General features: G+C 68.6%; 26 protein-coding genes. 11 read left to right on the forward strand and 15 right to left on the reverse strand.

Features of this window, described 5'->3' with window-relative positions; translation table 11 throughout:
* Positions 1–110 precede the first annotated feature (110 nt).
* The 4 genes from BFN33_RS39855 to BFN33_RS39870 all read left to right on the forward strand — a co-directional run bounded on the left by BFN33_RS39855 (position 111) and on the right by BFN33_RS39870 (position 3,015).
* The gene (locus tag BFN33_RS39855) at positions 111–1,094 is read left to right on the forward strand and encodes a tetratricopeptide repeat protein (protein ID WP_079141269.1); all 984 of its coding nucleotides are present in this window, start codon (positions 111–113) and stop codon (positions 1,092–1,094) included.
* Between the two features lie 130 nt (positions 1,095–1,224).
* Positions 1,225–1,545, forward strand: coding sequence for a hypothetical protein (locus BFN33_RS39860; RefSeq protein ID WP_069765099.1), 321 nt, complete (start codon positions 1,225–1,227; stop codon positions 1,543–1,545).
* Positions 1,546–1,625: 80 nt separating this feature from the next.
* A complete protein-coding gene (locus BFN33_RS39865; RefSeq protein WP_141758041.1) occupies positions 1,626–2,030 on the forward strand; it encodes a hypothetical protein in 405 nt (134 codons plus the stop codon).
* Positions 2,031–2,409: 379 nt separating this feature from the next.
* Entirely contained in the window at positions 2,410–3,015 is a 606-nt protein-coding gene (locus tag BFN33_RS39870) for a hypothetical protein (protein WP_370743359.1), read from the forward strand.
* A 258-nt stretch (positions 3,016–3,273) separates the two neighbouring features.
* Here BFN33_RS39870 and BFN33_RS39875 read toward each other — a convergent pair whose 3' ends face one another.
* The 3 genes from BFN33_RS39875 to BFN33_RS39885 form a co-directional block, all read right to left on the reverse strand.
* A complete protein-coding gene (locus BFN33_RS39875) occupies positions 3,274–4,065 on the reverse strand; it encodes a hypothetical protein (protein ID WP_069765102.1) in 792 nt (263 codons plus the stop codon).
* A gap of 173 nt (positions 4,066–4,238) precedes the next feature.
* On the reverse strand, positions 4,239–4,778 hold the full coding sequence (locus BFN33_RS39880) for an RNA polymerase sigma factor (protein WP_069765103.1): 540 nt from the start codon (positions 4,776–4,778) through the stop codon (positions 4,239–4,241).
* 371 nt (positions 4,779–5,149) lie between these two features.
* The gene (locus BFN33_RS39885) at positions 5,150–5,782 is read right to left on the reverse strand and encodes a DUF2461 family protein (protein WP_256122999.1); all 633 of its coding nucleotides are present in this window, start codon (positions 5,780–5,782) and stop codon (positions 5,150–5,152) included.
* A 281-nt stretch (positions 5,783–6,063) separates the two neighbouring features.
* Here BFN33_RS39885 and BFN33_RS39890 point away from each other — a divergent pair, with 281 nt between their 5' ends.
* Positions 6,064–6,594, forward strand: a complete 531-nt coding sequence (locus BFN33_RS39890; RefSeq protein WP_256123000.1) for a hypothetical protein — start codon at positions 6,064–6,066, stop codon at positions 6,592–6,594.
* Between the two features lie 213 nt (positions 6,595–6,807).
* On the forward strand, positions 6,808–7,161 hold the full coding sequence (locus BFN33_RS52820) for a hypothetical protein (RefSeq protein WP_141758042.1): 354 nt from the start codon (positions 6,808–6,810) through the stop codon (positions 7,159–7,161).
* A gap of 80 nt (positions 7,162–7,241) precedes the next feature.
* Here the strand turns inward: BFN33_RS52820 and BFN33_RS53465 are convergent, their stop codons facing one another.
* The gene (locus BFN33_RS53465; RefSeq protein ID WP_176742593.1) at positions 7,242–7,397 is read right to left on the reverse strand and encodes a hypothetical protein; all 156 of its coding nucleotides are present in this window, start codon (positions 7,395–7,397) and stop codon (positions 7,242–7,244) included.
* Between the two features lie 245 nt (positions 7,398–7,642).
* Positions 7,643–8,296, reverse strand: coding sequence for a TetR/AcrR family transcriptional regulator (locus BFN33_RS39895; RefSeq protein ID WP_069765105.1), 654 nt, complete (start codon positions 8,294–8,296; stop codon positions 7,643–7,645).
* A 133-nt stretch (positions 8,297–8,429) separates the two neighbouring features.
* Between BFN33_RS39895 and BFN33_RS39900 the strand changes: the two genes are divergently transcribed.
* Positions 8,430–9,179, forward strand: a complete 750-nt coding sequence (locus BFN33_RS39900) for an NADPH-dependent F420 reductase (protein ID WP_069765106.1) — start codon at positions 8,430–8,432, stop codon at positions 9,177–9,179.
* Positions 9,180–9,486: 307 nt separating this feature from the next.
* On the forward strand, positions 9,487–10,428 hold the full coding sequence (locus BFN33_RS39905) for an alpha/beta fold hydrolase (RefSeq protein ID WP_069765107.1): 942 nt from the start codon (positions 9,487–9,489) through the stop codon (positions 10,426–10,428).
* A 1,121-nt stretch (positions 10,429–11,549) separates the two neighbouring features.
* On the opposite strand, the gene BFN33_RS39910 is transcribed toward BFN33_RS39905, so the two are convergent.
* On the reverse strand, positions 11,550–12,227 hold the full coding sequence (locus tag BFN33_RS39910; RefSeq protein ID WP_069765108.1) for a response regulator transcription factor: 678 nt from the start codon (positions 12,225–12,227) through the stop codon (positions 11,550–11,552).
* Positions 12,228–12,240: 13 nt separating this feature from the next.
* On the reverse strand, positions 12,241–13,428 hold the full coding sequence (locus BFN33_RS39915; protein WP_069765109.1) for a sensor histidine kinase: 1,188 nt from the start codon (positions 13,426–13,428) through the stop codon (positions 12,241–12,243).
* A gap of 39 nt (positions 13,429–13,467) precedes the next feature.
* Between BFN33_RS39915 and BFN33_RS52825 the strand changes: the two genes are divergently transcribed.
* The 3 genes from BFN33_RS52825 (at position 13,468) to BFN33_RS39925 (ending at position 18,002) form a co-directional block, all read left to right on the forward strand.
* Positions 13,468–13,743, forward strand: a complete 276-nt coding sequence (locus BFN33_RS52825) for a hypothetical protein (protein ID WP_141758043.1) — start codon at positions 13,468–13,470, stop codon at positions 13,741–13,743.
* An 85-nt stretch (positions 13,744–13,828) separates the two neighbouring features.
* Complete coding sequence (locus BFN33_RS39920) at positions 13,829–16,279, forward strand: glycoside hydrolase family 2 TIM barrel-domain containing protein (protein ID WP_069765110.1); 2,451 nt, start codon at positions 13,829–13,831, stop codon at positions 16,277–16,279.
* A 61-nt stretch (positions 16,280–16,340) separates the two neighbouring features.
* Positions 16,341–18,002, forward strand: a complete 1,662-nt coding sequence (locus tag BFN33_RS39925) for a DUF5597 domain-containing protein (RefSeq protein ID WP_079141271.1) — start codon at positions 16,341–16,343, stop codon at positions 18,000–18,002.
* A 384-nt stretch (positions 18,003–18,386) separates the two neighbouring features.
* Here the strand turns inward: BFN33_RS39925 and BFN33_RS39930 are convergent, their stop codons facing one another.
* From BFN33_RS39930 to BFN33_RS39965, 8 genes are all read right to left on the reverse strand, one after another.
* A complete protein-coding gene (locus tag BFN33_RS39930) occupies positions 18,387–18,782 on the reverse strand; it encodes a hypothetical protein (protein ID WP_069765112.1) in 396 nt (131 codons plus the stop codon).
* 199 nt (positions 18,783–18,981) lie between these two features.
* On the reverse strand, positions 18,982–20,196 hold the full coding sequence (locus tag BFN33_RS39935) for a CaiB/BaiF CoA-transferase family protein (RefSeq protein ID WP_079141272.1): 1,215 nt from the start codon (positions 20,194–20,196) through the stop codon (positions 18,982–18,984).
* Positions 20,193–21,695, reverse strand: coding sequence for an aldehyde dehydrogenase family protein (locus tag BFN33_RS39940; protein WP_069765114.1), 1,503 nt, complete (start codon positions 21,693–21,695; stop codon positions 20,193–20,195). Before BFN33_RS39940 ends, BFN33_RS39935 begins: the two co-directional genes overlap by 4 nt.
* A 276-nt stretch (positions 21,696–21,971) precedes the next feature.
* A complete protein-coding gene (locus BFN33_RS39945) occupies positions 21,972–22,172 on the reverse strand; it encodes a hypothetical protein (RefSeq protein WP_069765115.1) in 201 nt (66 codons plus the stop codon).
* Between the two features lie 19 nt (positions 22,173–22,191).
* Positions 22,192–23,004: an NAD(P)-dependent oxidoreductase gene (locus tag BFN33_RS39950; RefSeq protein WP_176742594.1), complete on the reverse strand. Its 813-nt coding sequence runs from the start codon at positions 23,002–23,004 to the stop codon at positions 22,192–22,194.
* Complete coding sequence (locus BFN33_RS39955) at positions 23,001–23,657, reverse strand: DoxX family protein (protein ID WP_079141273.1); 657 nt, start codon at positions 23,655–23,657, stop codon at positions 23,001–23,003. Before BFN33_RS39955 ends, BFN33_RS39950 begins: the two co-directional genes overlap by 4 nt.
* Positions 23,654–24,562: an alpha/beta hydrolase gene (locus tag BFN33_RS39960; protein ID WP_069765116.1), complete on the reverse strand. Its 909-nt coding sequence runs from the start codon at positions 24,560–24,562 to the stop codon at positions 23,654–23,656. Before BFN33_RS39960 ends, BFN33_RS39955 begins: the two co-directional genes overlap by 4 nt.
* Complete coding sequence (locus BFN33_RS39965; RefSeq protein ID WP_069765117.1) at positions 24,559–26,241, reverse strand: OB-fold domain-containing protein; 1,683 nt, start codon at positions 26,239–26,241, stop codon at positions 24,559–24,561. Before BFN33_RS39965 ends, BFN33_RS39960 begins: the two co-directional genes overlap by 4 nt.
* Between the last annotated feature and the right edge of the window lie 2 nt (positions 26,242–26,243).

Consider the following 26,243-nt stretch of genomic DNA (forward strand, 5'->3'; position numbering starts at 1 on the left):
CGGGGAGGAGCGGGTGCAGCACGGCGTACTCGTTCTGCCCGACCTTGATCCGGCTGGTGGGGTTGCGGAGGATCAGACACTGCACCTTTGGCCAAGAGTATTCTCTGGCGATGTCCAATCAGTCGGTGGCAGCGGGAGTCAGTCTCGCTGGTGTGATGGCGCACTGCGGCGGAAGCCCAGTAGGCGCGGTGAAGCTCTTGGTGGGGGCGATAGCCTCGGCACCCGCGGCTCCGCAGCCTTATACGGCCCTCGCCGAGTTGTGGCGGGACCGACGCTCGGAACTGAAGGAGAGCCTCGAAGAGGACGGCTCCCTGAGCGCTGTGCTGGCGCAGGCGTACTTCTTGTTCCTTGACGGGGACATGGACGACGCGGTGATGGCCCTTGGTTCGGTCACCGGTGTGCGGCCCGACGTGGCATGGGGCGCCGCACCCTGGTTCGGCGATGCGCGCTTTCTCGACGCGGTGGGTGCCGGGGCGCTGGCAGAGGCGTGTCTGCGGGCGTTGGACTACGGCCACGACCTGGACACTGACGAAATGCGGGAGCGCTTCGCGCCCTGGTTCCATGCCCTCGACGTGGTGTCCGAACGGAATCCCGTACCGGAGTCGCTGGCCGCCATGGCCCGGCTCCCACGGGCCTGCGGCCGGTACGAACTGTCCTTCGCCCTGTGCGACCGCGCCGATGCCGTCAATCGGGTCATGTGGACCGCAGTCGCACGAGCGGCCACCTGGCGCGCGATGGGCGACCTGGACCAGGCTGCTGCGGCCTTCGAAGGCGCCCTGCTTCTAGACCCCGCCAACTGGTCCCTCTACCTGGACCTGGCGGACGTGCGTGCCGAGCAGGGCGACTTCGCCGCAGCCGCAAGTCTCGTCGAACAGGGCCTGGAATACGAACCTCACGAAGTCTCCCTGCGCGCGGCGGGCGCCGCCTACCGCACACGCGTCTACGGCTCGTCAGACGACTTGATGGCCCTGATCGCCCTCGCGCCGGAGCTCGCGAACACCACCTACCGGAACCTGCTGATCGACTACGCATGTGCAGGGCCGCAGCTGCCTCGAAGACTCGTTGCGAAGGCCCACCGCAGCCGTAAGAACTGAAAGGGCTGCCGTGCCAACCGATACCAGCCAGGAGGGCCTTCCGATTCCTCGTCAGTTGATGGCGAGTGCGGACGCCACGGCCGTCGATGCCCCTCGGACACCCCGGCCGGGTCCCGGCTGCCCAAACATCATGGCCCAGTACTTCGAGGACAAGCAGCGCGATCTCGCCGTCTCCAAGGCCTCGGCGGGTGTGCGCTACCGGTCCCCGCAGACGGTGTTCGAGGGCAAGCGGATCTGCGACACGCCGGAAGGCATCAACGGAGTAGTGGCCGGACCGAATGGCGACGGCGACTTCCACCATGACGACGACGCGACTCAACTGTGCTGGTGGTTCTGGGGAGACAGCGGCCTCAGACGGGAGAGCTACCACCCCAGCAAGACAGGCACCACCGCCTACACGCAGGCGTTCATGACGCTGGGCCCCGCAGCGATCAGACAAGAGGACGAGTGAACCCGTCTCTTTCCTCCGCCGGTACCCCGTCGCGGTCCGACCGCGGCGGGGTACCGGCCCCCGGCTGCATGCTGGCACTCATGGTGCCCGTCATCCTCGTGCTGTTCGCCGTGGGGACACTCATGATCATGTCTCGCCGCCAGAATGACGCCAACGAACGCCATGAGAACGAGGCGCTGGAACAGATAACGAGGCATGTGCAGTCGTACGAGGACGATGTGCTGAACGTGGCGCGCAACGGCTACCCGAGCGAGGACCGGACACGTGCCATCGCCCAGCGGAACCGCAGCAGCCTCATCTCGTACGGGCAGTCGGCCCAGTCTCTGACTACCGTCGTCGAGTTCTTTGCGACGTATGAGGACACCAGTTTTTTCGGTACCTCACCCTCAAGGGCCTACCGCTGCTACGTCTTCCGCTTCCAACCGGATGCCACGGGCGGAACAAGCCGGACGACGCTTCACCTTCAAGAGTGCAATTCCACGTGACCGGACAACTGTTAAAGGGGCCTGCGCGACTCCATCGTGGAATGGGCCGATCTTCGCGGCGACCTTGGCTAAGTGAGGGTCTGAGTCTGCGCAGGATCCTTGTTGGCCAGAAGTGCTTGATGGCAGTGATGGCAAGGACCGATACGAGTAGGCTCCGGCTCGCCTTCTCCACGAGCGGCTGGCCTTGCTCGGGGATGGGAGAGACACGTTCGCTGAGATTCCCGAACCACCCGTCGCCGTCACGCGCGTCCCCCTCATGCAGCCCTGATCAGTACGGCACAATCGCGGTCAACTGGGCGGGCACAACGGTGAGGGTGGGAACGTGTGGCGTTTTGGGTCGCGAGGCCGACGTAAGGGCATACCGAACGAGCCGGCGCTCTTGGCTGCGGCTGCTGAGAATCCCGGTGGCAGCGTCGCCGAGATCGACCCGGCGTATATCGACGACCCGAACGGCTACGTACCTCCCGAGGCCATCCGCGGTGCGTGGTTGGTGGATAGCAGCGGGAAACTGACAGGTGAGTACCAGGAGAATCTTCGTCACGGTGTGCCACAGGACGACTTCAGCAAGCTCACTGATCCTGATCACTGGCTTGGTTGGCTTGGCGATGACCCCGCGACCGCCGTCCGGGAGGGCATCGAAGAGTCCTTGCGTGCGCAGGTGGCAGACGCAGCGGTCGAGTGGGTCAAGATCCTTGAAACGCCCCGTTTTCTCACGGGCGGGCGTCGACATTCTGAGGACGAGGAGGTCATGTTGGTCACCCGCGCGGCACTCGCCGCGCCGTTTGCGTTGTCCGTGCGCACAACGCAGCATGGTCGTTCCATCCTCCTGGGGGTGTTCTCGTGGGCGGCGGTGAACCTGGCACCGCCCGAAGTCCGCAAGGATCGGCACTGGTTCGACCTTGGCGTCGACTTGGACTGGGCCGGTGAGCGGCTTCAAGGGCGGATCTACGAGATTGACGGTGAGGACGGCACCGCCGAGCGGTAGAGCGGCAATGCCACTCCGTACCGGTATCAAAGTGGAATGGCGTCGCAGGCGGCCTTGAGGGGGAGGAGCAGGCCGAACCCTCGACTGGCGGATGTGGCCCCACCCTGCCCGGTGGTGAACAACCACGGAAAGCCTGCCGTCCGGCCGGAACTCGGGTCGGACCGCCGTCGCGCGGGGGCGAATCCAGCGACCGACGGCCCGTTAGGGCCGTCGGCGTGCGCAGCTGGTTTCACTGCCCGCGTGTGGTGCGTGCCGGGGTCATCTGGTTGGCGTGGCACTGAGGTAGGTGCGGTAGTTGATCACTGCGGGGCCCTTGACGTTCAGCTTGCCTGCCGTCTTGGTCAACGTCTCCTCCACCCCCAGCACTTGCCCTGATGCGGGATCGACGATGAAGGTGTAGCGGGTGGGCAGGCCGCTGCCTGCAGAAGTCGCGGAGAACGCTTCTCCATCACGGCCGGCGCGGTCCACAACCTTTCCGTCGAAGGTAAGGCCCGGCAGCTCTCCGATGACGTGCAGCAACGCGGCACGCTGCTGCGGCCCAAGGACCTGCCTCTGCAGCAGGTCGCCTGCGGCCCGCGCGGCGCCCTTCGGGTCGGACAGCGAAACGTTGGACCGGGACTGCAGCCATGCCCTGAATTCCCCGGCATCTCCCGGAACTGCGCCGCCCAGCCTGGATCGGCCCAACGGGTAGGTCTCCGAGCGACCGTGGGTGGTCTGCTGCTCAGTGCCTGTGCCGTCCGCGTGAACCGTCACCACATAGTCCTGGGGCACCAGTGTCGACTCCGCATCGCCGCCGGTGTCCTCGCGGGTGAACAGCGACCAGCTCTTCCAATGAATCCGCCCACCTGCGGGGGAAGGGCTGGAGGGCCGGCCATCAGTGATCTGCCCCTCGATCTGCTGCAGGAGTACCGCGGCGGGCGCGGCGTCCGTAGCTCGCGCATACCGCAGCGGCGGTGGTGTAACGGCGTAAGCCGAGGTCGAGGAATTGCCGATACCGAAGCCGAAGACCACCGTGGCGATCATCGCGGCAGTGATGGCGACGCCGGCCACAGCGATCCTCAGAGGCCGGCGGCGTAAGCCGACGCGAGGGACCGCCTCTCGGGAAGAGGGCGGAGAGGTGGAGAGGATCTGCCGCAGATCCGCATCGGCGCGCTGTTGGTCAACGACGCAATGCTCCGCAGGATCAGCCGGTGCCATCGTCCGTCGAATCTGCGCAGTCAGCCTCATGTTCTGACCTCCGGTTTCATCTCGCCATGAAGGCCCCGATCCGTGACCTCTTCTCGTGACAGCTGGCTCTGAAGACGACGCCGCGCCCGGTGCAGCCGAACGGAGCACACGGCAGCGCTGCAGCCAAGTACGCGGGCAGCATCCCCCACGCCTAACCGCTCCCAGCCGATCAGCGCCAGAAGTTCACGATCGTCTGCGCTCAGCCGAGACCACGCCCGCTGGACCGCGTTCGCCTCCGCCACCTGGTCCCCGACGTCTCGGACCATCGGCGTCCGAGAGGCCTCGCCGGCATGTCGAGCCATGAGACGATCCGCTCGCTCCGAGGACCGCAGATGGTTGGCCACGATTCTTCGAGCCACCCCATACAGCCAAGGCAGCACCTTGGGTGGGATGTCATCCATCCGCCGCCACGCGACGGCGAAGACCTCCGCGGTGATGTCCGGTGCATCATCCGCACCTACGCGCCGATACGCGTACTGCAGTACAGAGCCATAGTGGTTCGCATACAGCACGCTGAACGCCTGCGGATTCTGCACGGGCACTCCTCTAAACGGGGCATGTCCTCTTCTTGTCCGCCTGGCTGCTGCTTCTTACAGGCGACTCGGACGAAGTTCGTTGCCTAGAGCCGAGATCGAGCCACCTGCCGGGAGTTCGCCTCGGTGCTCCCCGTTGTCAGTGTCGGCCGCTACGGTCCGCACCATGACGTCGACTCCCAACCCCCACCCCGTGCGGTGGCTGCTGGAGGTCACCGCTGCCACAACTTCCGTGGCCCCGGCCTCGTTCGAGCAGCAGCGGCAATTCCTGCGGTCCGTCGCTCAGTTCGACCGGCCTTCACGGGCCTGGTGGGCGTATATGGGCGCGCTCGATGTCCAGGCGCTCCGCAGTGCCACGCGGCGCCCTCGTGACGTCAGGCGGCGCGCTTCACGTGGCGGACCAGCCACATCAGCAGGGCGTCCAGGTCGGCGGCGGCCGAGAGGACCCGGTCGACCGCCTCAGGGGTGTGAAGCCACTCCTCGCAGCCGAGAGGGCGGGCGGCGATCAGCGACCGGTGGCGCAGAAGGTTCGTACGGGAGTGGTTGGTCGGGTAGCCGCGCGGGGGGCGTTTCATCACGTCCCCGGAGATGTCGTAGCCCTTGTTCCGTACGTCCTCGACGATGGCGGACAGTTCGCGGCCGCTCCTCTCGGAGGCCACGGCTTTGCGGAACGTGTCCACCTGGCCGGGATCGGGGTACCACCAGGCGCCCTGGATCCGCAGGCCGTCCAGGGAGAACCGGAGATTGATCTCGATCTTGCGGCCGAGTCGGATCACCGCGCCCTGGTGCTGCCACCACCAGGAGTTGGTGCGGTAGTGCCAGACGGAGAAGTCCTGGTACCGGGAGTCGGCGTCCGCGACCTCGTTGAGCAGGGCGATCATCGGCTGTCGGACCAGGCGTTCGCGGTCCGCGCGGTAGCGCTCGCGGGTCGCGTGGGTCGGTTCGCCCTGGAGCTGCCACAACACGTCCATGGCCTGCTCCGGCCAGCCGGTGAACTGTCCGCGCATGCAGGCAGGTTAGCTCACCCATGGTCCGCGCGCGGAGAGCGAGACGGCTAGGGAGGCGTGGCCCCAGACAAGGTAGGAGGTGCTGCGGCTGTCCTGTTGCCTTGAGCCTGCTTATGGATCTTGTGCTGAGCTGCGGGGTTGCCAGGTCGGATGAGAACACTCAGGTCGGAGTTTTCAGTGCAGCTGGCTTCTGTGGAATCCGGGGTGGGTGCGAGCCGAGTCACGGCGGGACCGCTCGGACGAGTGTGGAGCAGATCTCGCGCGACGTAGGCTCACGGGTTGTGAACCAACAGGGTGAGGTCGGTAGGACGCGCTATCTGGTCCTTCATGACTATGGGATGGGGGGTCTGCGGTGGTGGGTGTGGGCGGGCTCGGCCGAGGAGATCATCGGTGCCTGCGCCGAGGTTGAGGTGGTCTCGGACCCGGATGCCGTGAGCCGTGCCGAGACATGGACCTTGGAGGAGGTCTGTCTTGACGATCCGGATCCGAATCCGCTGTCCAGCCTTCGCGCTCAGCGGGATGCCCAGCGTGGCCAGCCGGGATTCGGTGCCCTGGTGGGACGGGAGCGTGTGTGCTTGCGCTGGCCGGAGGGCGATGAAGGAGAGGTCTTCTTGATGGAACTCGGCCCGGACGGACGGCGGTTGCGGCAGGTTGAGATCGGTCCGGACGGTGGTTCGGTCAGGACGGGCATCGAGGACTGGCCGTTCAACCCGCCGTTCGACCTTCATGATCCGCAATATGCGTCCATGGAGATCGGCTCTGGTGACTTTCAGGAAGCGTGGCAGCGGGCCCGGCACGAGTCCGAAGGTTGATCAGGCGGGTTCCGGCCTGTGTGAGCTCGGCAGAAGCGCTGACAGAGCGGGTCCTGGCGACCGCGGATGGTGTAGATCCGCGCGAATCGTCGGCTCAGCACGGCGGTCGTTGCCAGGTAGAGCGCCTTGGGGTCGAGGGCGGATGTGGGCGGGCCCAGGATCAGGTGCGTCAGCACCACGATCTCGGGGAACGCCGCGAGATGGGTATTGGTTGTGGATCTCGTCGACGAGCGCGAGTGCGACCCGCATTTTGGTCAGCAGGTCGCAGACGGCGTTGGTAATGGAGGTCTGGGTCTCCTCGCCTGGGACGTCACCCGCACCAGCGGCCGCGGCGGCATCCGGCTCGACTGGGAGGAACGCCAGGGCTGCCACTACGCTTTGACCGGGCTCGACGCCTACGACGTGCTGCTCTACACCGTGGTCACGGCGCTGCGCGCACCTGTCGCGGATCCGGAGCGGGTGGCAACTGGTGCGCCGGCGGCGGCTGCCCGACCGCGACATCACCGCCACCCTAGGCCGAAAACCTCAGTAGCCGTTGATCCGTTGCGCGCTCGTTGTTGCCTGTGATCGGCGGCATGCGGGACGGATGCGGCCAACGGTGATCATCGGTGTCGGCCCGCACAAACTTTTTCGGGCGACACGGCACGTCAGCCTCCGTCGGCTCGCAGCGGACACACCGCCCCGGCCTCGCGGCCTGTCGCCACCACCTCGACCGTGCCGAACGCGGTCGAAACCGCCTCGACATCCACATCGCCGATCCCCTCGAACACCCGGGAGTCCCAGGACGGTGCATCGGTCTGCACGACCAGCACCATCACCGCCCACAACCGACCACAGCAGCGGCCAGGGGGCACCTGAGGGAGCGTCACTTCCAACCCTCCGACGGCAAGGCGTACGCGGTCTCACTCGAACATCGCGGTAACGCTCCGCGACGGCTCCCCAAGATCTGTGCCGGAGCCGAGATTTGAAGTCCCTCAAGAAGCTGTGCAATATCCCGTCGGTGGGTGATGTCCTGTGAGGATCGGCCTTGGGGAGCATCGCCGTCGCCCTACCGGATCGTCGGCAGCAAGGAGTTGTGGACGAGTGCCGGGGGTAGGGGCCCGGTGTCGGTGGCGCACATGCCGTCGAAGGTGAGCTGCAGGTAGCGCCGCCAGGCCGTCGGATCGGCAGCCAGCAGGGGTGCGGCGGTGTAGTAGACGCCGCAGATCAGCAGCATCACGTCCTGCCCGTTTATGTCCGCTCGGAGTGAGCCGTCGCGTTGCGCCCGCCGCGCCAGTGACTCGGCTGTTGCGATCAGCTGCTCCTGTCCGGCCTGTATCTCCGGGTGCCGAACATCCGACACCATACGGACTGCCTCCGCGAGCGCCCGGTTGTTTGCGTAGAGATCGACGCCCGCGCTCATGAACTGCAGCAGGGCGGCGTCGGCGTCGGCCTGCTCGGCCTGCTGGCGGCCCACTGTCACCAGCCCGTCGATTGCCTCGCTGATGATCGCGGCGAACAGGTCCTCCTTGGTGGGGAAGTGCCGGAAGACGGTTCCCTTTCCGATCCCCGCCCGTGCCGCGATCTGTGCAATGGACGCTTCCGCGCCGTGCTCGGCGAACACCTCCGCGGCAGCCTTCAACAGCGCCTTGCGCGTCCGCACCGCGTCGGCTCTCATCCGTCGCGCGGGCGGCGCTGCAACGGCTTCTTCTTCAGTGCTCATGGGTCCACTCTACGCAACATGACCGAGCGGTCCGGTTAGGTGGTACGGTAGTTAAAGTGACCAGCCGGTCCGGTTATGGTTCGCGGCTGTGGCCGGTTCCGCATTTCCTCATCCCATTGGAGAACAAAGCACCATGAACAAGACACTCGCCTTCATCGGCAGTGGCAACGTCGGCGGCACCTTGGCCCGCCTTGCTGTCGCCGCAGGCCTGGACGTCGTCCTGAGCAACTCCCGCGGCCCCGAGTCCCTCGCCGGTCTCGTCGCCGAGCTCGGCCCCCGCGCCCGGGCGGCCACTCCCGCCGAGGCCGCCGAGGCCGGGGACCTGGTAGTGGTGTCCATCCCGCTGAGCGCCTATGAGCAGATCCCGGCACAGCCGCTGGCGGGCAAGATCGTGATCGACACGCTGAACTATTACCCGGAGCGCGACGGCCGCATCGCCGAGCTGGACGCGAACGAGCTGACGAGCAGCGAGCTGGTGCAGCGCCACCTGGCCGACTCCCGTGTGGTCAAGGCGGCCAGCAACATCGTCGTCAGCCAGCTGTTCAGCCTGGCCCGCCCCTCGGGTGCGCCGGACCGCAGTGCCATGCCGATCGCCGGCGACGACGCCGCCGCCAAGGCGGAGGTCGTGGAGTTGCTCGACCTCCTCGGCTACGACGCGGTGGACATCGGCACGCTCGCCGACAGCTGGCGTAGCGAACCAGGCACGCCCGTCTACTGCAAGCCCTACTTCGGGGAAGTGCCCACGGACGTGAGCTTGGACAAGACGATGGAATGGATCTTCCAGGCCCCGGGCGTTCCGACACCTGCCGACCGCGTGAGGGAACTGACCGCCACGGTTGTCCGGCCCGCGGGCGACAGCTTCTCGATCGCCGACTGGAGGTGAGTGGAGAGCATCGCGGAAGAGGTGGAACCGGAACTCCTGCCCGGGTCCGCACACCGACCCAGCGTGGGGGTTCCGGCCGCCGGCGGGGAGACAGACGCCTGCGGCCGCCACCCCGGCCGCGACTGCTGCGGCTGAGCCGGCACCTGCACGAGGCAGAGGGACCCCGGCCCGCAGCCCGTCACCGACCTCCCACGGCTTCCGCCGCGGCTGGTCACACCCCCCCAGAAAACACGGGATTACGTACATCTCCACCGTGCCACAACACGATCTTCCTGCAAGGACCCCTAAAAAAGGACGTAACACCGCCATGAACGCTTTCACCACCACCGCCGCAGCCGTCGGGTCGGAGGAGCCGCTCAGCCCCGGCTACGACACGGCGACCAAGGACGACGCCGAGTTCAACAAGCTCTTCCGGCACGGCTTCACCACCATCGACGACGTGCAGATGCACTACGTCATCGGCGGCGACGGCCCGCAGGTCATGGTGCTGCTGCACGGCTGGCCGCAGAGCTGGTACGAGTACCGCCCGATCATGCCCTCGCTGCTGCCCGGCCGCACCGTCATCGCCATCGACCTGCCGGGCATGGGCGACTCGACCGGAAACCCGCCCTCCATGACCAAGACGGTCCTGGCCACCTACGTCCACAAGCTGCTCAACCACCTCGGCCACCACGAGAACGTACAGGTCGTCGCCCACGACCACGGCCTCAACGTCGCCTACTCACTGGCCGCCCAGTACCGCGACCAGGTGGCGGGCCTGTTCCTCATGGACGCCGCCCTCGTCGGCAAGAACCTGAAGTTCGCCACCCTCGAATCGATGTTCTGGCACTTCTCCTTCTTCCTGCAGAATCCGCTCGCCGAGGAACTGGTCACCGGCCGGGTCGAAACCTTCCTCACCTACTTCTTCCAGAGTGTGAAGACCGCCGGCGAGAACGTCTCCGACGACGAACTCGCCGAGTTCGTCCGGGTGTACTCCCGCCCCCAGGTCCTGTACGCCGGCTTCGGGCTCTACCGAACCCTGACCCAGGACGAGGCCGACAACACCAAACTCCAGGACACCCCGCTGACCATCCCGGTCCACCTGATCACCCAGGCCGGCCTCGCCGACGCGTTCCTGCCGCCCCTCCAGGACGCCGCCCCCCACGCCACCTCCGCCGCCGTCCCCGGGGCCGGACACTTCCTCCTCCACGAAGCACCCGACCGCGTCCTGGCCGAGATCAACGCCTTCTACTCCAACCCCACCCCCTGACCAAAAAGCACCACACGACCACACGACCACACGACGTCCAAACCGTCCGATGCCAGAACTCGCGCGGTCCCTGAACGGCGGCCTCGAAAGCCGGCACACCGAGGCCAACATAAACGGGGCCTGACGACGTCTCAGCCGGATCACACCTGCCGGCATCCGGGTACGAGTGGATCCGCACCCCGGTCGGGGAACACGTCGCGGTGCAGCCCGCGAACGGTGGGACGGGCATGGCGACCGCGCTCGTCGGCGGCGCACGATCCTACCGGTCCGGCACGGTGAGCTGTCCGGTCCCTCTCCCGGGCAGGGTGCCCACCCTGCGGTTGTATGGGCATCGACCCTGACGACAAAGCCGGAGCGCTCGTCGAGGCCGTGGCCCATCGCGACCTCGATGATGGTCCGGAGCGTGTCGGTCACCTCAACCGATTCCACCAACACGCCCTCCACCGAGGAGAACAGCAGCTCATCCAGCCGCGGTCGCACTGTGTTCACGGCGAAGGACTGTCGACCACACCACCATCCAGCCCAGCGATTTTCGGGCGAACTCAACCACCATCAGGCGAAGGCCAACAGTCACCCTGCGTACGCGACCACACGAAGTGGACCAGAGCCCCTACTCACCGACATAGCCAGGCCGACCACCGGAAGAAGACAAACACCTCTGTCCGCAGTTCCGTGAACAGCGCACTGGTCAGTGGGTGTCTCTCGCCCTGTCAGTGGATTCGAGTCTTGACGGATCACGGCATTGAGTTCCTGGTCTTCCGACTTCATGTTGTGCCGGCGGTTCTCGCCCTTGCGAGTCCGTCGTGACAGCGCGATGTCTGGCTGCGGTCGGAGGAGTTCGAGGACCTGGACTACGTGGTCACCGTGCTGTTCCACGACTTCTGCAACGCAGACGGCCCCGCACCGTGGCTGGGCAAGAGCCTGCGGACCGAGGAGGAAGTCGCGCTCATGAAGGAGCGGGGTCTACGCGACCGTGCAGGAAGAAGTAGGTCGCGGTGAAGGCAGACGCGGCGCTCGCTGCAGCACAGCGGGGCGGCCGTAACGGCCAAGGACGGGCACATGTCCCGCGATCTGTCGGCGCTCGGAGCAGGCCCACCCGTGCCGAGGGCGGACGGCCCGTCTCAGTCTTGCGGTTCTCCGGCGCGGACCAGGCCGGTCTCGTACGCGATGACGACGAGTTGGGCGCGGTCGCGTGCACCCAGTTTGGCCATGGCCCGGTTGGCGTGGGTCTTGACGGTGACCGGGGTGACGAAGAGGCGTTCGGCGATGTCGTCGTTGGACTGGCCGGTGGCCACCAGGGCCATCACCTCGCGTTCCCGGGGAGTCAGCGTGGCCAGCCTGCGGGGGTCGACGAGGTCGCTGGGGGAGGGCTGGGCGAGGACGCGGGCGATGAGGCCCTTGGTGGCTGTGGGGGAGAGCAACGCCTCGTCGGCTGCGACAAGGCGGATGGCATCGAGAAGCTGAGCCGGCTCGACCCCCTTGCCCAGGAAGCCGCTCGCGCCGGCCCGGAGCGCCTCGATGACGAACTCGTCCTCCTCGAAGGTGGTCAGGACGAGGACCTTGACTCCGGCCATGTCCTCGTCCTGACCGATCAGCCGGGTGGCCTCGATACCGTCGACCTCCGGCATCCGGATGTCCATCACCACCACGTCGGCGCGCTCGGACCGGGCCAGCTGCGCCGCTTCCCGGCCGTTGGAGGCCTCCGCGACGACCTCCATGTCCGGCTGCGCGTCGATGAGCAGCCGGAAAGTGCCGCGGAGCAAAGCCTGGTCGTCGGCGAGCAGGACTCGAATGGTCATGTGCGGCTTTTCCTCACGCGTGTGTCAGACGGCTGCGGGGCGAGATCGGCAGTTCGGCGACGACCTGGAAGCCGCCCTCGGGGCGCTGGCCGGCAGAGACGGTACCGCCCACGGCGGCGGCCCGCTCGTGCATACCGATCAGCCCATGGCCGGTGCCCGCCCCTTTGGGCACGCCCGGACGTCCGTCGTCCGTCACGGTGACCCGAAGGCCGTGCGCACCGTAGTCCAATATCACGGCGGCCCGGGTCGCGGACGCGTGTTTGTGGGTGTTGGTGAGGGCTTCCTGGACGATGCGGTAGGCCGTGAGCTCGGTGGAGGGTGCCACCGACGAGGGGATGCCGGTACGGGTCACCCTCACGTCGAGCCCGCTCGCACGGAATCCATCGGCGAGATTCTCGAGATCGTCCAGGCGGGGAACGGGGGCCCGGGATCCGGGTGTGTCGTCGGGCTGTCGCAACAGCCCCACTGTCGCGCGCAGTTCATCCAAAGCGGCGCGGCTGTTGTCTTTGATGTGGGCCAGCGCCTGGTACGCCTGCTCGGGGTTTGCGCGCATGAGGTGGTGGGCCACTCCTGCCTGGGCGTTGACCAGGGTGATGTGGTGGGCGACGATATCGTGCAGATCGCGCGCGATGCGTACGCGTTCCTCGGTGACCCGACGCCGGGCCTCCTCCTCCCGGGTGTGCTCGGCGCGCTCCGCGCGCGCCCTGGCCGCCGCGAGGTTGTCGCGGCGGCTACGGACGGTGCGGCCCAGCACGGTGGCGCCGAGCACGAAGTCGAACCGCACCAGGCCGGCTCCCCCCACCACGGAGTCCGCGTGGGTGGCGGAGTAGACACCGGCGATCGCCACGGCCGCGACGAAGCCGACGATCCACGCGGTGCGCCGGTCGCCGAGTAGGGCGAGCGTGTACAGGGCGACAAGGCACGCGGCCGGGGTCGGGGAGGTGTGCGAGACGACGGACATGAGTGTGAGGTCGCCGGCCAACGTGAAAAGGGCGACCTGCAGCGGCCAGCGGCTCCGGACGACCAGGGGGACGCAGGACAGGGCCGACCACACCACTTCGTCCCAATGGGGCTCGTGCCATGCGGAGTTGCCGACCGCGGTCGTCGCCATAGCGATCACGATCAGCGGCACCGCCGGGAGCGCGTCCCTGACCCGGTCATGACGGGCCAGCCACTGCCGCCACACCATTCTCGTCTCCATTCTCTGACTGTAAGCAGCGCGGGCCGACGGGAGGCCGGATTGGGAAGGCCCGCTGGACGACCCGGTACACCCGCAGCAGCCGCTGGTGCGGGAGCCGCAGAGCGCCTACACGGCCGACTGAGCTCGACAGCACGGCCTCTGTCCCACACCACCGCGAGCAACTACGCGGCCAGCGCCCAGTTCTACCGCGACTCCGGCTTCACCCACGGCTACTGGCTGATCTGCGGCGTCTGCCTGGTGGGGGCCGCGCTCGCTCTGCTGGTCCCGAGGGCTAAGCGGATCGACGAGGTCGACGCGGGTCAGGCAGTCGCCTGACCCGAAGTCCCCGGGCCGGCTCCGGTGCCTCGAAGCCGGCCCGGCCGCACCATTCGCCCGACGATTGCCGAACAAAGAGGATCCCGTGCTCCGCTCCGCATTCAACGACAACTGGCAGGCCCGCCCCAAGGTGAACCCGTTCGCCGAACTGTCCGGGATATCCGTCCCGTTCCAGCCGGTGACCGTGCCGCACGACGCGATGATCGGGCAGGAACGGGTCGTCCCGGTCGAGTCGACCGGAGCCGAGGGTGGCGCGGGCGCCTACTTCCCCGGAGGGACCTTCGAGTACCGCAAGACGTTTCACGTCCCCGAGGAACTCCTGGGCAAACGGATCCTGTTCGAGTTCGAGGGCGTCTACCGCGACGCCACGGTGCACATCAACGGCGACTACGCCGGGCAACGCCCGTACGGCTACTCCCAGTTCCACATCGATGCCGACCGGTTCCTGCGCTTCGGCGAGGACAACGAGATCCGCGTGGTGGCCCGCAGCCACCACGACTCCCGCTGGTACACCGGTGCGGGAATCTACCGGGACACCTGGATGCTGGTGGGCCCCCTGGCCCGGATCGCCCCCGAGGGCGTCCAGGTGACCACCCCCGAGATCGAGGCGGAGCTGGCGGTGGCGGAGGTCACCACCCGGGTCGAGAACGACTCGATAGCCATCCGGACGCTCGACCTGGTCACCGCGGTCCGCGACGCGGACGGGACTGTGGTGGCCACCGACGCCACCAGGATCACCGTGCTACCGGGCGAACCCGCGACGGCGCGTCAGCGCCTCTACGTACCCAACCCGTCACTGTGGAGCCCGGACGCCCCGGACCTGTACACCGCCGCGGTGACCCTCAAGGACGCAGACGGCCAGGTGGACGCCGAGTCCGTCACCTTCGGCATCCGCTCGCTGCGGCTGGACCCCCGCCGAGGGCTGAGGATCAACGGTGAGAGCGTGAAACTGCGCGGGGCGTGCATCCACCACGACAACGGCCCCCTCGGTGCGGCGACCTTCGCTCGCGCGGAGGAGCGCCGGGTACGCCTCCTCAAGGACGCCGGATTCAACGCCATCCGGATGTCCCACCACCCGGCGAGCAAGGCAATGCTGGACTCCTGCGACCGCCTGGGCATGCTGGTCGTGGACGAGGCCTTCGACATGTGGACCTCGGCCAAGAGCGACTTCGACTACAGCCTGAACTTCCCCGAATGGTGGGAGCGCGACATCGAGGCCATGGTCGCCAAGGACGTCAATCACCCCAGCGTGATCATGTACTCCATTGGCAACGAGATCCCCGAGACCGGATCTCCCGTCGGCGCCGCACAAGGACGCGCACTCGCAGAGAAGGTCCGCTCTCTCGACAGCACCCGCTACGTGACCAACGGAATCAACGGGATGCTGGCCGTCATGTCCGACCTGGCCGCCATGCGGCAACAGGCAGGGCAGCGGGTCGATGAGGGCGAGGGCATCAACACCCTGATGGCCGACCCGGGAGCGGCGATGAACGCGATCAGCTCCTCCGAGCTGGTCACCCAGCGCACGGCCGAGTCCTTCGGCGTCCTGGACGTGGCCGGCATGAACTACGCCGAGAGCCGCTACGCGCTCGACCGGGAGCTGTTCCCGAACCGGGTCATCGTCGGTACCGAGACGTTCCCCACCCGCATCGACGGCAACTGGAAGCTGGTCAAGGAGCACGCCCACGTCATCGGCGACTTCACCTGGACAGGCTGGGACTATCTGGGCGAGGTCGGCATCGGCCGCCCGCAGTACCTCACCGCCGAGACCCCGCGCCCTGCCTTCATGGCGCCCTATCCGTACCTGGTGGCGGGCTGCGGCGACATCGACATCACGGGGCATCGCCGCCCCGCGTCCTACTACCGCGAGATCGTCTTCGGCCTGCGCGACCAGCCCTACCTGGCCGTTCAGCAACCGCAGCACCACGGAAAGACGTTCGCGGCCACCCCGTGGGCCTGGAGCGACACCGTCGCCGGCTGGACCTGGCCCGGCTTCGAGGACGCGCCGGTCACCGTCGAGGTCTACAGCGACGCCGACGAAGTCGAACTCTTGGTCAACGGCCGCTCCCTGGGTCGGCAGCCGGTGGGTGAGGGGCACCGCTTCCGCACCGCCTTCGAGACCACCTACCAGCCGGGCGAACTGGAAGCCATCGCCTACCGCGGCGGCGAACCGGCCGGCCGCATCTCGTTGCGATCCGCCACCGGTCCGGTCCAGTTGCGCGCCGAGGCCGACCGGCCGACGGCCACCGCGCACGGCGACGACCTCGTCTACGTCACCCTCACCCTGACCGACGCGGACGGCACCCTGCATGCTGCCGCCGACCGGATGGTGAACCTCGAAGTCACCGGCGCCGGCACCCTGCTGGCGTTCGGCAGCGCGGATCCCTGCACCGAAGAGCGCTTCGACGCCAAGGACCGCCGCACCTACCAGGGGCGCGCGATCGCCGTCATACGCCCCACCGGCGTCGGGGAGATCCGGATCACCGCTACGGCGCCGGGCTGCGACGTGGCCCAGACCACTGTCAGAGCCACATGAGCGAGCACCTCATGGCCGACCCCGATGCCCCGCTCCGAGTCCAGCGACTGAGAGAAAGACCATGACTGCAGCTATCCCAGGACGGCCCAACCGAGTGCGACTGGAAGGGCTGGACCTGCTCATCGACGGTGCTCCCTTCGTTCTCCTCGGCGCCGAAGTACACAACTCCAGCTCCAGTACCCCGCAAGCCATAAGCACGGCCTTCGACAAGGTCAGCGCTCTGGGCGCGAACACGGTCCTCGCGCCCGTGGCCTGGGACCTGTGGGAGCCGTCGGAGGGAACCTTCGACACCGCCCTGCTCGACAGCATGATCACCGCGGCCCGTGAGCGCGGCCTGAAGCTGGTGCCGCTGTGGTTCGGATCGTGGAAGAACGCCATGTCCTCGTACGTCCCGGCATGGGTCAAGCAGGACACCGACCGCTTCCCCCGGGCCCACACTGCGACGAGCGGCCGGATCGAACACCTGTCACCGTTCGCCGCCGAGTCACGCGATGCCGATGCCCGCGCCTTCCACGCACTCATGGACCACCTGCGGGACGTCGACCGGCAACAGACCGCGGTAATGGTCCAGGTGGAGAATGAGGTGGGACTCCTCGGCGACTCCCGCGATCGCAGCCCGCTGGCCGAGAAGGCATTCCACTCCACGGTCCCGCCTGCCGTCGTCGAAGCCATCGCACGCTCTGAGCACCTGCCGGTGCACCAGGACTGGCTCGCGGCGGGATCCCGCCGCGAGGGGAGCTGGCCCGAGCTGCTCGGCCAGGGGCCCAACACCGACGAGGCGTTCATGGCCCACGCCTACGCCGCCTACATCGAGCACGTCGCCTCCGCCGGGCGGAAGGCCAACGACGTGCCGCTGTACGTCAACGCCTGGCTCGACGCCCCACTGGAACTTGACCTGCCCACAGGCCTGAGCCGCGAGCAACCCGCGCAGGGCACCGCGCCCGAGACGGCCGGCACCGTCGCCCTCGCCGGCGGCCGGCAGCCCGGCACTTACCCCAGCGGCGGACCGCTCCCACGCGTCGCCCCGATCTGGCAGACTGCCGCCCCCACACTCGACTTCCTGGCCCCGGACATCTACTTCGGCGACACCAACGCGATCTGCCGCGACTACACCCAGGCGACCGGTCGGCTCTTCATTCCCGAAATGCGCCGCAGCCCGGCGGGCATCGGCCTGATGTTCACGGCAATCGGTGAGTACGGCGCGCTCGGTGTCGCCCCGTTCGGCGTCGACTCCCTGCCTGGCGACACCCCGGACGGCGTGGCCCTCGCCGACGCCTACCGCCTGCTGACCGCGGCGACCGACCGCACCCGCGCCGGAGCGAGGAGAGTCACGGGATTCATGCTCGACCACGAGCGCCCCACTACGCAGCACTCGGCCGACCCGTACACCCTGGCCTTCGACGCCCCAGGTCCGTTCAGGCAGTCCGGCGGCCCCGCCTACGGGCTGGTCCTGCAGGAGGAGCGGGACCAGTTCCTCCTGGTGGGCCGCGGTTTCACGACGAGCTTCGCGGCAGCGCAGGACGCCAGGGTCGGCACCCTGTCCGTCGAGGAACTGGACTTCGACGGCCGATGGACCGTCACCCGCCGACTGGGGGGCGATGAGACCTCGTCGGGCGCCTCAGTGCGGCTGCACAGCCTTGACGCTTCCCAGCCGGCCTTCTTCCCGATCCCTCTCCCGCTCGCCTCCACCGGGATCGTCCGCGTCCGTCTTTACACCTACTGAGCGGACAAGGCCGTCCCGACTGCCTCGTCCCTTCGTCCGCGCTGGCACCCCTATCACGGGCTGTGCCCTGACTGTCCTGCGACTGATCGGACCGGGAGGGATCGCCTCACCGCCACCGCGCCGGGATGCGAACCGGTCGACGTCACCGTCAGGTGAGAGAGCAACTGGTGTCCCACCCCGTACGCAGCCCCGCACAGATCGTCGGGCTGGTCGCCGAACTGACCCTTGAACAGAAGAGCAACCGAGCGTGTTGAGTGGGGCGGAAGTCTTCGCCCAGCGAGGCGAGGGCACCTCGGCCGCTCCCATACCGGACACGCTTGCTGTCCGCGCTGCGCCCCCACGGCGGGAGGCACTTGTCACTCGCCTGGGTATCGGAGCCCTGGTTCACAACAAGGTGTTGGCGGTGCTCGGCGCGTGTTCAATCGTGAGGCCCTGCCCGAGGTCACCGGCAATCAGGAGGAAGCTGCCGGTGAGCAGTGTGTACCGTACCGAGTTGGGACTCTTGAGGTAGAGCAGCTCCATGGCGGCCCCCGGCCAGCACCAGCAACAGCGAAGGTTGGGGGAGGAGCCTGGCCGCCAGTGCGAGGGCGGCGCACGTACGGAGCAGCGACGCGGGCCGGTACACACCGGCGAGGCGGTGGGCCCGACGAGGGCGAACCGTTGCTCCGCCCGCGCACAGCGCAGGGTGCAGACCACGCCGAAGGCAATCCGGAACAGCTGCACCCGCCCGGGGTCGCTCGGGCGCTGGAAGCCGGAGGCGACGGCGTCAAAGAACCACATGGCTGTCCGTCACCTCCAATGGCCACTCACCGTCCCCGGACAGGATGCGGCCGGCTCCGTCGATTCGGTCGTACTCGTGCAGTCCGCTACCGGTAGATGTTCACCGGCTCGGTGCGGCCGTCTTGGTTCGGCAGCGGACAGCGCAGATGAGGGCACGACAGAGTCCTCCGGGAACGGGAGGGTGAGCCCCTGCGCGGTCTCACGTGACCGCCGAAGCCTCCTTGAGCGCGGCGATCCGCTCCCAGTCCAGGCCCAGTTCGAGCAGGATCTCCTCCGTCTGTGCGGCGAACTCCGGGGCCGGGCGCAGTGCGGGGGCCGCGACGTCGAACTGCACGGGATTTGCCGCGAGTTGCAGCTCGCCGGCCTGTACGAGGTACTCGTTCGCCCGTACTTGTGCGTCGTCGCCGACCTGGAGTGAGTCCTGGACCGGCGCCCAGGGCCCGGTCAGGGTGGCGAACCGTTCGGACCACTCGGCCAGGGTGCGCGTCGCGATGACCTCTCGCAGGAGTGCCACGGCCTCGGCCGTGTGCTCGGCGATGGCCTGGGACGTGGCGAAGCGCGGATCGTCGGCCAGCTCGGGACGGTCGACATGGCGGCACATCTCGGCCCAGTACTTCGCGGGCTGCAGCATCACCAGGGACAGGTAGCGGTCGTCGGCCGTGCGGTACAGGCCGGTCAGCGGGTTGACCGGTGAGCTGTGCACGCCTGGCGGTGCCATCTCCCATGCCTGCTTCAGGTGCAGGGACAGTGCGATGCCGTGGCCCATCGCCCACACCCCGCTGCCGAGCAACGACACGTCCACGACCGAGGGTTCGCCCGTTCGCTCACGCTTGAGCAGCGCCGCCGCGATGCCGCCGGCCAGGTTCGTGCCCGAGATGGTGTCCCCGTACGCGGGCACCGGCGCGGACACGATGCCTTCCATGCCGGCCGGGGTGATGCTCGCCGCAGTGGACGCGCGGGCCCAGAACGCCGTCATGTCGTAGCCGCCGCGCTCGGCCTCCGGGCCGCGCGGGCCCAGTGCGCTGCCCCGCGCGTACACGATCTCCGGATTGATCGCGCGTACGTCGGCCACCTCGATGCCGAGCTTGCGGCGGGCGGCGGGCAGCAGACTGGTGAGGAACACGTCGGCCCGTGCGATGAGTTGGCGCAGGACGTCCATGCCCTCGGGGCGCGCGATGTCGAGGCCGATGCTGCGCTTGCCGCGGTTGGCGTGCTCGACGTTCGGGTTCGGGTCGCCCTCGACGCGCATCGCGCCGGTCTGGCGCAGTCCGCGCTGAGGATCGCCGGTCACCGCGTGCTCGACCTTGACGACGTCGGCGCCCCAGTCAGAGAGCACCGCCCCCGCGGACGGAACGAAGCCGTACATGGCGACCTCGACGACTCGGATCCCTTCCAGGGGTCCTGTGGCGCTCATGCGTCCACCCCCGCGACCACGGGCGCGCCGAACGCCTTGGTCTCCAGGAACTCCTCCATGCCCGCCACTCCGCTCTCGCGGCCGATGCCGGACTGGCGGTAGCCGCCGAAGGGCACGTCCGGGTGGAAGTAGTTGCCGCCGTTGATGCTGAACGTGCCGCTGCGGATGCGGCGCGCCACTCGCACCGCCCGCTCCTGATCGCGGCTGTGCACGGCGCCCGACAGGCCGTACACCGAGTTGTTCGCGATCCGTACGGCGTCGTCGTCGCCCTGTGTGTCGTCGTACGGGATGACGGCGAGCACCGGTCCGAACACCTCCTCCTGCGCGATCTCGCTGTCCGGGTCGACCCCGGCGAGCAGCGTCGGCGCGTAGAAGAAGCCGGGGTCGACGCGTTCGCCGCCGGTGATGAGCTTCGCGCCGTCGGCGACGGCCCGCTGCACCATGCCGTCCACCTTGTCGCGCTGTTTGGCGCTGATCAGCGGGCCCAGATACGTCTTCGGATGCGACGGATCGCCGGGGCGGATACGGGCGAAGTGGGCCGCGACCAGCTCGACGATCTCGTCGTGGCGGGAGCGCGGAACAAGGAGACGGGAGGTCAGCGCGCAGCCCTGGCCCGCGTTCACGCAGATCATGTACGCGGCGAACTGGGCGCTCACCGCAAAGTCGGCGTCGTCCAGGACCACCATCGCGGACTTGCCACCGAGCTCGAGGAAGACCTTCTTCACCGTCTCACTCGCGGCGGCCATGATGCGGCGGCCGGTCACGGTGGATCCGGTGAAGCTGACCGCGTCGACGTCCGCGTGCGTGGTGAGTATCTCACCGACGTCCGCGCGGGACGAGGACAGGACGTTGACCACGCCGGGCGGGATGTCAGTGTGCTCGGCGATCAACTCGCCGAGCGCCAGGGTGATCAGCGGGGTGTCGGGCGCGGCCTTGAGGACGATCGTGCAGCCGGCCGCGAGGGCGGGGGCGAGCTTGGCGAGGGCCAGCTGGTTGGGGTAGTTGTACGGCAGGATCGCCGCCACCACGCCCACCGCCTCCTTCTCCAGCCAGCGGTGGTGGCGCTGACCGTGCTTTTCGACCTCGCCCAGGTCCTCGGTGAAGGAGTAGGTGCGCAACAGGTCCGCGTAGTAGCGCACGATGCCGATGGGGTCCTCGAGTTGAGCGCCATGGGTAAGCATGCGCGTGGCACCGGCCTCGGCGATGGTCAGCTCGCGCAGTTCCTCCACCTGGTCGAGCAGAGCCTGGTGCAGCTGGTCGAGGCAGCGGATGCGCAGGTCCCGGTCCGTGGCCCAGTCGGTGGTGTGGAACGCGCGGTGTGCGGCGGATATCGCGGCCTCGGCGTCGGCGGGGGTGGCGTCGGGCGCATGGCCGAGTATGGCGCCGGTGGCCGGGTTGAGGCTCTCGAAGTGCTCCTTGGTGTCGACGAGTCGTCCGTCGATCAACAGGCGTCGCCGTGCGCGGCCCGGCTCGCCTGGATCGTTTCCCTGGACAGGCATCCCGCCTCCTGCGTCGTGTACTCGATGAAAATGCAATTCTCTAAATAGGAAATCTAATACCCGCCTGGATGGAACTCCAGAGTCCCGACGTGAATCGGGGTTCCGCTCAGGAGCGGCTCCACGCTCCCGCCGGTCCTCGCGCCGGGCCGCCTCCGGTGAAGGGGCGGTGGCGGCGAGGCGTACGAGATCCTTGGCGGCGGCAAGTCCGTGGACGGAGCCTTCGGCGATCACACATCGGTACCCGTGCGCCCAGAAGGGCCCTGCCTTGTACGGGAATCACGCCTTGGCGCAGCTGCGGACAGGAAAGCCGTGCGGCTGTGGACGCCACGATGACGTCGCAGTTGAGAGGAGTTCGAGACCGCTGCCCGAGATGATGCCCGTCGCGGTTCCGACCGCCGGCAACGGCGTACGGCCCGCGAGCAGTCGGAGATACGCGGCCGTCCGGGCGTCGTCGCGGTCGGCCTCGGTTTCGTGCATGACGTACCGTCTTTCGATGTCAACGAGGATGTTCCATGCGGCCCAAGGCGTCGTCTGCGGCCGTGAGCGTGGCGCTTTCGACTCGCCCGACGAGCTGTGCCAGGAGCCGGACGTCCTTGCGCAGCAACGGGCCGGCGCGGCCCGCCAGCGCCGTCAGGGTGCCGCCCGCCGCGGCCACCCGCCCCAGCGCGAAGCTCGCGCCGCTGCCATGGCCGAGCACCTCCGCGAGTCGACCCGCGTCCAGGCCCAGCTCGTTCCCGAGCGCGAGCGTGTCGGCGGCCGTGGCCAAGTGCGCCGTGAACAGTGCGTTGTTGAGCAGTTTCGCCGTCTGTCCCGAACCCAGCGGACCGACATGGACCACCGGATCGCCGAACGTCTCGAACACCGGGCGGCAGAACGCGAACGTCGGATTCTGCCCGCCCACCATGACGAGGAGCCTGCCTGCCTCGGCGGCCGGTCCGCCACCGCTGACCGGTGCGTCGATCACCTCGACACCGTGCGTACGCGCCTGTTCCGCCAGGCGGCGGCAGGTGTCGGGATGCACCGTGCTGTGCACCGCGATCACCCCGCCCTTGCGGAGTCCGGCCAGTACCCCGTGCTCGCCGAGGACCACGTGCTCCACGTCGGCGTCGTCGACGACGCACACGCACACCAGGTCGCAGTCGGCGGCGAGTTCGACGGGCGATGCGGCCCTCTTCGCCGGGGTGTCCCCGAACGGTGCGAGCGTCGCCGAGCGGCGCGCCCACAACGTCGTGGGATAACCGGCGTCGATGATGCGGCGGGCCATGGGGGCGCCCTGACTGCCCAGACCGATGAATCCGACGTGCGTCACGATGGTTGCTGCCCTTCGTCCGGTGACTCTTGCGGTGTCTCGACCCGGTTCGCTGCAGGGGACTTGGCGGGCGGCGTATCGGGTGTCTCGGCGGGAGTCACATGGGGTGTCTCGGCGCGTGGCCCGTTCGGTGCCTCGCCGGCTGTCGCCTCCGGCAGCTGTGCGCCCGGCCGCCAGAAGGCCGCGAGCAGCCCCGCCGTCCCCGCCGCTCCGACCCCCGCCGCGAGCCCCCCGCCCGCCCAGCCGTCGATGTCGATCCCGGCCGCGGCGTCCAGCGACACGTCTCCGGGACCGAGCATCGCCAGCGCCACGCAGGCCACGGCGAGCACGAGTACATACTCGTATCCGTCCTTGAACACGAAGAAGCCGTTGCGGCGGTGCGCGAGCAACCCGGCGACGAGCATCACCGAGATCACGGCCGCGCCGGCCAGCGGCGTGAGCAACCCGAGCACGAGCAGGGCCCCTGCGCCCACCTCGGTGACCACGCTCAGCCAGGCCTGCAACCGCCCGTGCCGCAGCCCGAGCCCGGTGAACCAGCGGGCCGTCCCGGCGATCCTCCCGCCGCCCCGCCAGTGGTTGAGGCCATGGACGATCATCGTCACGCCGAGGACCGCCCGCAGCAACAGCACCGCCGTCGACTCGGCCCCGGTCATCGCCGTCCTTCTTCCGACTCGCGCAGCACCGCGCACTCCTCCGCGAACGACAACACCCGCAGGTGGTAGGCGCGAGCGGTGAGCCCAAGGCTCAAGTTGTGGCCCGCACCCGTCTGTTCGTGCCCGCGGGCGCGAGGCGAACCGGTGAACAGGTCCGCGAGGCGGTCGAGTTCGGCGGGCCCCGAGCGCCACACCGTCTCGTGATCACCGAGGCTCACCTGGACCGGCACCCCGACCAGGGCAGCCAGCTGAGGGAACTCGTCCACCCAGTGGCGCGCTTCCGCCTCGTACAGCGGAGACGGTCCCGCGATCGCCGCGTCGTCATACACCTCGGGGGCGTACAGTCGGCTGGGACCCCACAGCACCTCGCGCAACCCGCGCGGGCGCAGAGGCCGTCCGTAGGCGTCGCGCTCGGCCGTGTCGAGCGTGTCGATGGCGGACCGGTTGTGTTCGAGGCCGGTACCCGCGATCTCCAGGCCGATGAGGTCACGGCCGCGCTCGTCCGCGGCCATCCGCATGGCCAGTTCGCAGCCGGCCGAGTGTGCGAGCAGGAAGACTCCGGCGCCGCCGGGCCGGTGCGCGAGGAGCGCATCGAGGGCCGCGAAGCCCAGGTCCACGCGGAGCGCCGGATCGCGGACCTTGTCGGCGTACGCCTCCGAAGCTCCGTATCCGGGCCGGTCGAGCGCGATGACCGTGAACCCGAGCGCGGCGCCCAGGCGCAGCAAGGACAGGTCGGGACGGCCGGGGCAGTCGAAGTACGTCGCGGTGGTGCCGCCGCCGTGCAGGGCGAGCACCACGGCACGCGGCCGGGGCACCTCGCACACCAGCGCCGACAGGGGGATGCCGTCGGCGTCGACGACGTCCCCGTGAGGCTGCGCGGGGGACTCGGTGTCGCAAGGGGTCACGTGTCCGTCCTCAACAGGAGTACGCCGCTGGGGGTGAGGCCACCCGAACTCACCACGGCCACCCGGGCGTTCGCGATCTGCCGTGCTCCGCCGTCGCCGCGCAGCTGGGTGACCGCCTCGTGGACGAGGCCCATGCCGTGGGTGCGGCCGTGCGAAAGCTGGCCGCCGTGCGTGTTGAGCGGCAGGATCCCGTCGCGGGCGATGTTCTTGCCGCCGTCGAGGAAATCCTTCGCCTCGCCGATGCCGCAGAAACCGAGAGCCTCGATCCAGGACAGGCAGTTGAAGGTGAAGCCGTCGTAGAGCAGCGCCACGTCGACGTCCTCGGGACGCAGGTCCGTACGGGTCCACAGATGGGCCGCCTGGCCCAGGACCTGCGGCTCGTGGGTGGAGGTGGACTGGTCCCAGTCGAGGCGCTCGACGATCTGCGTACCGACCGCCTCGACGAGGACGGGCGGCTTGCGTAGCTCGCGGGCCGCGTCGACGGCGGAGACCACGACGGCGACCGCGCCGTCGCACGGCACGTCGCAGTCGTAGAGACCGAACGGGCTGGTGACGGGACGGGCGGTGAGGTAGTCGTCCATGGACATCGGTTCGCGGTACACCGCCGCAGGGTTGAGCGCGGCGTTCGCGCGCTGGTTGAGGGCGATCCAGCCGAGCGTTTCCCGGGTCGTGCCGTAACGGTGCATATGGCGCTGGGCGTTCTGCGCGAGCAGGTGCGCGGCGGAGGTGGCACCGAACGGCATCCGCCACGCGGCCGTTCCCTCCACCCTGGCGGGAAGCGCCGCCGTGAGACGGCCCTGGCGCACGAGTGCGCCGTGCGTGGCCTCCCACACCGTACGGAAACACAGCACATGCCGGGCGAGCCCGCCCGCCACCGCCAGCATCGCCGCGATCAGCGAACCGCCCGGGCCGAAGGTCTCACCACCGCCGTTGTGCCAGGTGGGGCGGATCCGAAGCGCCGATTCGAGGGCTGTCGTCCCGCCCTCCCCGAAGCCGCCAAACGGGCCGGCGCCAGGGTAGGTGGCGAGCCCGTCGATGTCGTCGAACGTCAACCCGGCGTCCGCGACCGCCTGTTCGCAGGCCTCGACGGTCAGGGCCAGCGGCGGCACCATGAGGCGGCGCCCGATCCGCGAGGCGCCGGCCCCGGTGAGCGCCGCCTGTTCCTCGAACTTGCCCACGGTCCGGACCGGAGGCCGGATGAGCCGGGCGATCTCGGCGGGGCCCGTCTCGTCGGCAGGCAGTTCGGTGGGCTCGCCCTGCTCCGGGACGGGCCGGAACAGCGGCAGCCACACATCCTCGACCTGCTCGAAGACGACCTCCATCCGCATCCCGAGCCTCAGGTCCTGCGGATCGCACTGGACCGCGTTCGTGGTCAGACGGACCCGCGGGTCCTCCTCGATCGCCACCTGCGCCACGACGTACGGGGCGGGCAGGCCCGGCAGGCCGAAGCGCTGGTTGACGGTGAAGCCGACCAGTGTGCCGTACCCCGAGACCGCCGTGACGCGGGTGTCATGACTGCGGCAGTACGAGCACACCGGCTGAGGCGGATGGACGAGTGCGGCACACGCCCCGCACTCCTGGAAGCGCAGCCGCCCGTCCGCTCCGGACGTCCAGAAGAACGCGGAGTCGTCGGTGAGTGAGGGCAGCGGACGCACGCCCGCGCCGTTCTCCTCGGGCACGG

The sequence above is a fragment of the Streptomyces sp. LUP47B genome (genome assembly GCF_001746295.1).
Lineage (GTDB): Bacteria > Actinomycetota > Actinomycetes > Streptomycetales > Streptomycetaceae > Streptomyces.

Excerpts from the sequence above, each read along its gene's own strand:
- BFN33_RS39855 (WP_079141269.1), top strand. The coding sequence starts at position 111 with ATGTCCAATCAGTCGGTGGCAGCGGGAGTCAGTCTCGCTGGTGTGATG.
- BFN33_RS39900 (WP_069765106.1), top strand. The coding sequence starts at position 8,430 with ATGAACAAGACACTCGCCTTCATCGGCAGTGGCAACGTCGGCGGCACC.
- BFN33_RS39945 (WP_069765115.1), bottom strand. The coding sequence starts at position 22,172 with ATGCACGAAACCGAGGCCGACCGCGACGACGCCCGGACGGCCGCGTAT.
- BFN33_RS39895 (WP_069765105.1), bottom strand. The coding sequence starts at position 8,296 with ATGAGCACTGAAGAAGAAGCCGTTGCAGCGCCGCCCGCGCGACGGATG.
- BFN33_RS39865 (WP_141758041.1), top strand. The coding sequence starts at position 1,626 with ATGGTGCCCGTCATCCTCGTGCTGTTCGCCGTGGGGACACTCATGATC.
- BFN33_RS39915 (WP_069765109.1), bottom strand. The coding sequence starts at position 13,428 with ATGGAGACGAGAATGGTGTGGCGGCAGTGGCTGGCCCGTCATGACCGG.
- BFN33_RS39905 (WP_069765107.1), top strand. The coding sequence starts at position 9,487 with ATGAACGCTTTCACCACCACCGCCGCAGCCGTCGGGTCGGAGGAGCCG.
- BFN33_RS39935 (WP_079141272.1), bottom strand. The coding sequence starts at position 20,196 with ATGAGCGCCACAGGACCCCTGGAAGGGATCCGAGTCGTCGAGGTCGCC.
- BFN33_RS39955 (WP_079141273.1), bottom strand. The coding sequence starts at position 23,657 with ATGACCGGGGCCGAGTCGACGGCGGTGCTGTTGCTGCGGGCGGTCCTC.
- BFN33_RS39940 (WP_069765114.1), bottom strand. The coding sequence starts at position 21,695 with ATGCCTGTCCAGGGAAACGATCCAGGCGAGCCGGGCCGCGCACGGCGA.
- BFN33_RS39910 (WP_069765108.1), bottom strand. The coding sequence starts at position 12,227 with ATGACCATTCGAGTCCTGCTCGCCGACGACCAGGCTTTGCTCCGCGGC.
- BFN33_RS39885 (WP_256122999.1), bottom strand. The coding sequence starts at position 5,782 with ATGCGCGGACAGTTCACCGGCTGGCCGGAGCAGGCCATGGACGTGTTG.
- BFN33_RS39925 (WP_079141271.1), top strand. The coding sequence starts at position 16,341 with ATGACTGCAGCTATCCCAGGACGGCCCAACCGAGTGCGACTGGAAGGG.
- BFN33_RS39930 (WP_069765112.1), bottom strand. The coding sequence starts at position 18,782 with ATGTGGTTCTTTGACGCCGTCGCCTCCGGCTTCCAGCGCCCGAGCGAC.
- BFN33_RS39860 (WP_069765099.1), top strand. The coding sequence starts at position 1,225 with ATGGCCCAGTACTTCGAGGACAAGCAGCGCGATCTCGCCGTCTCCAAG.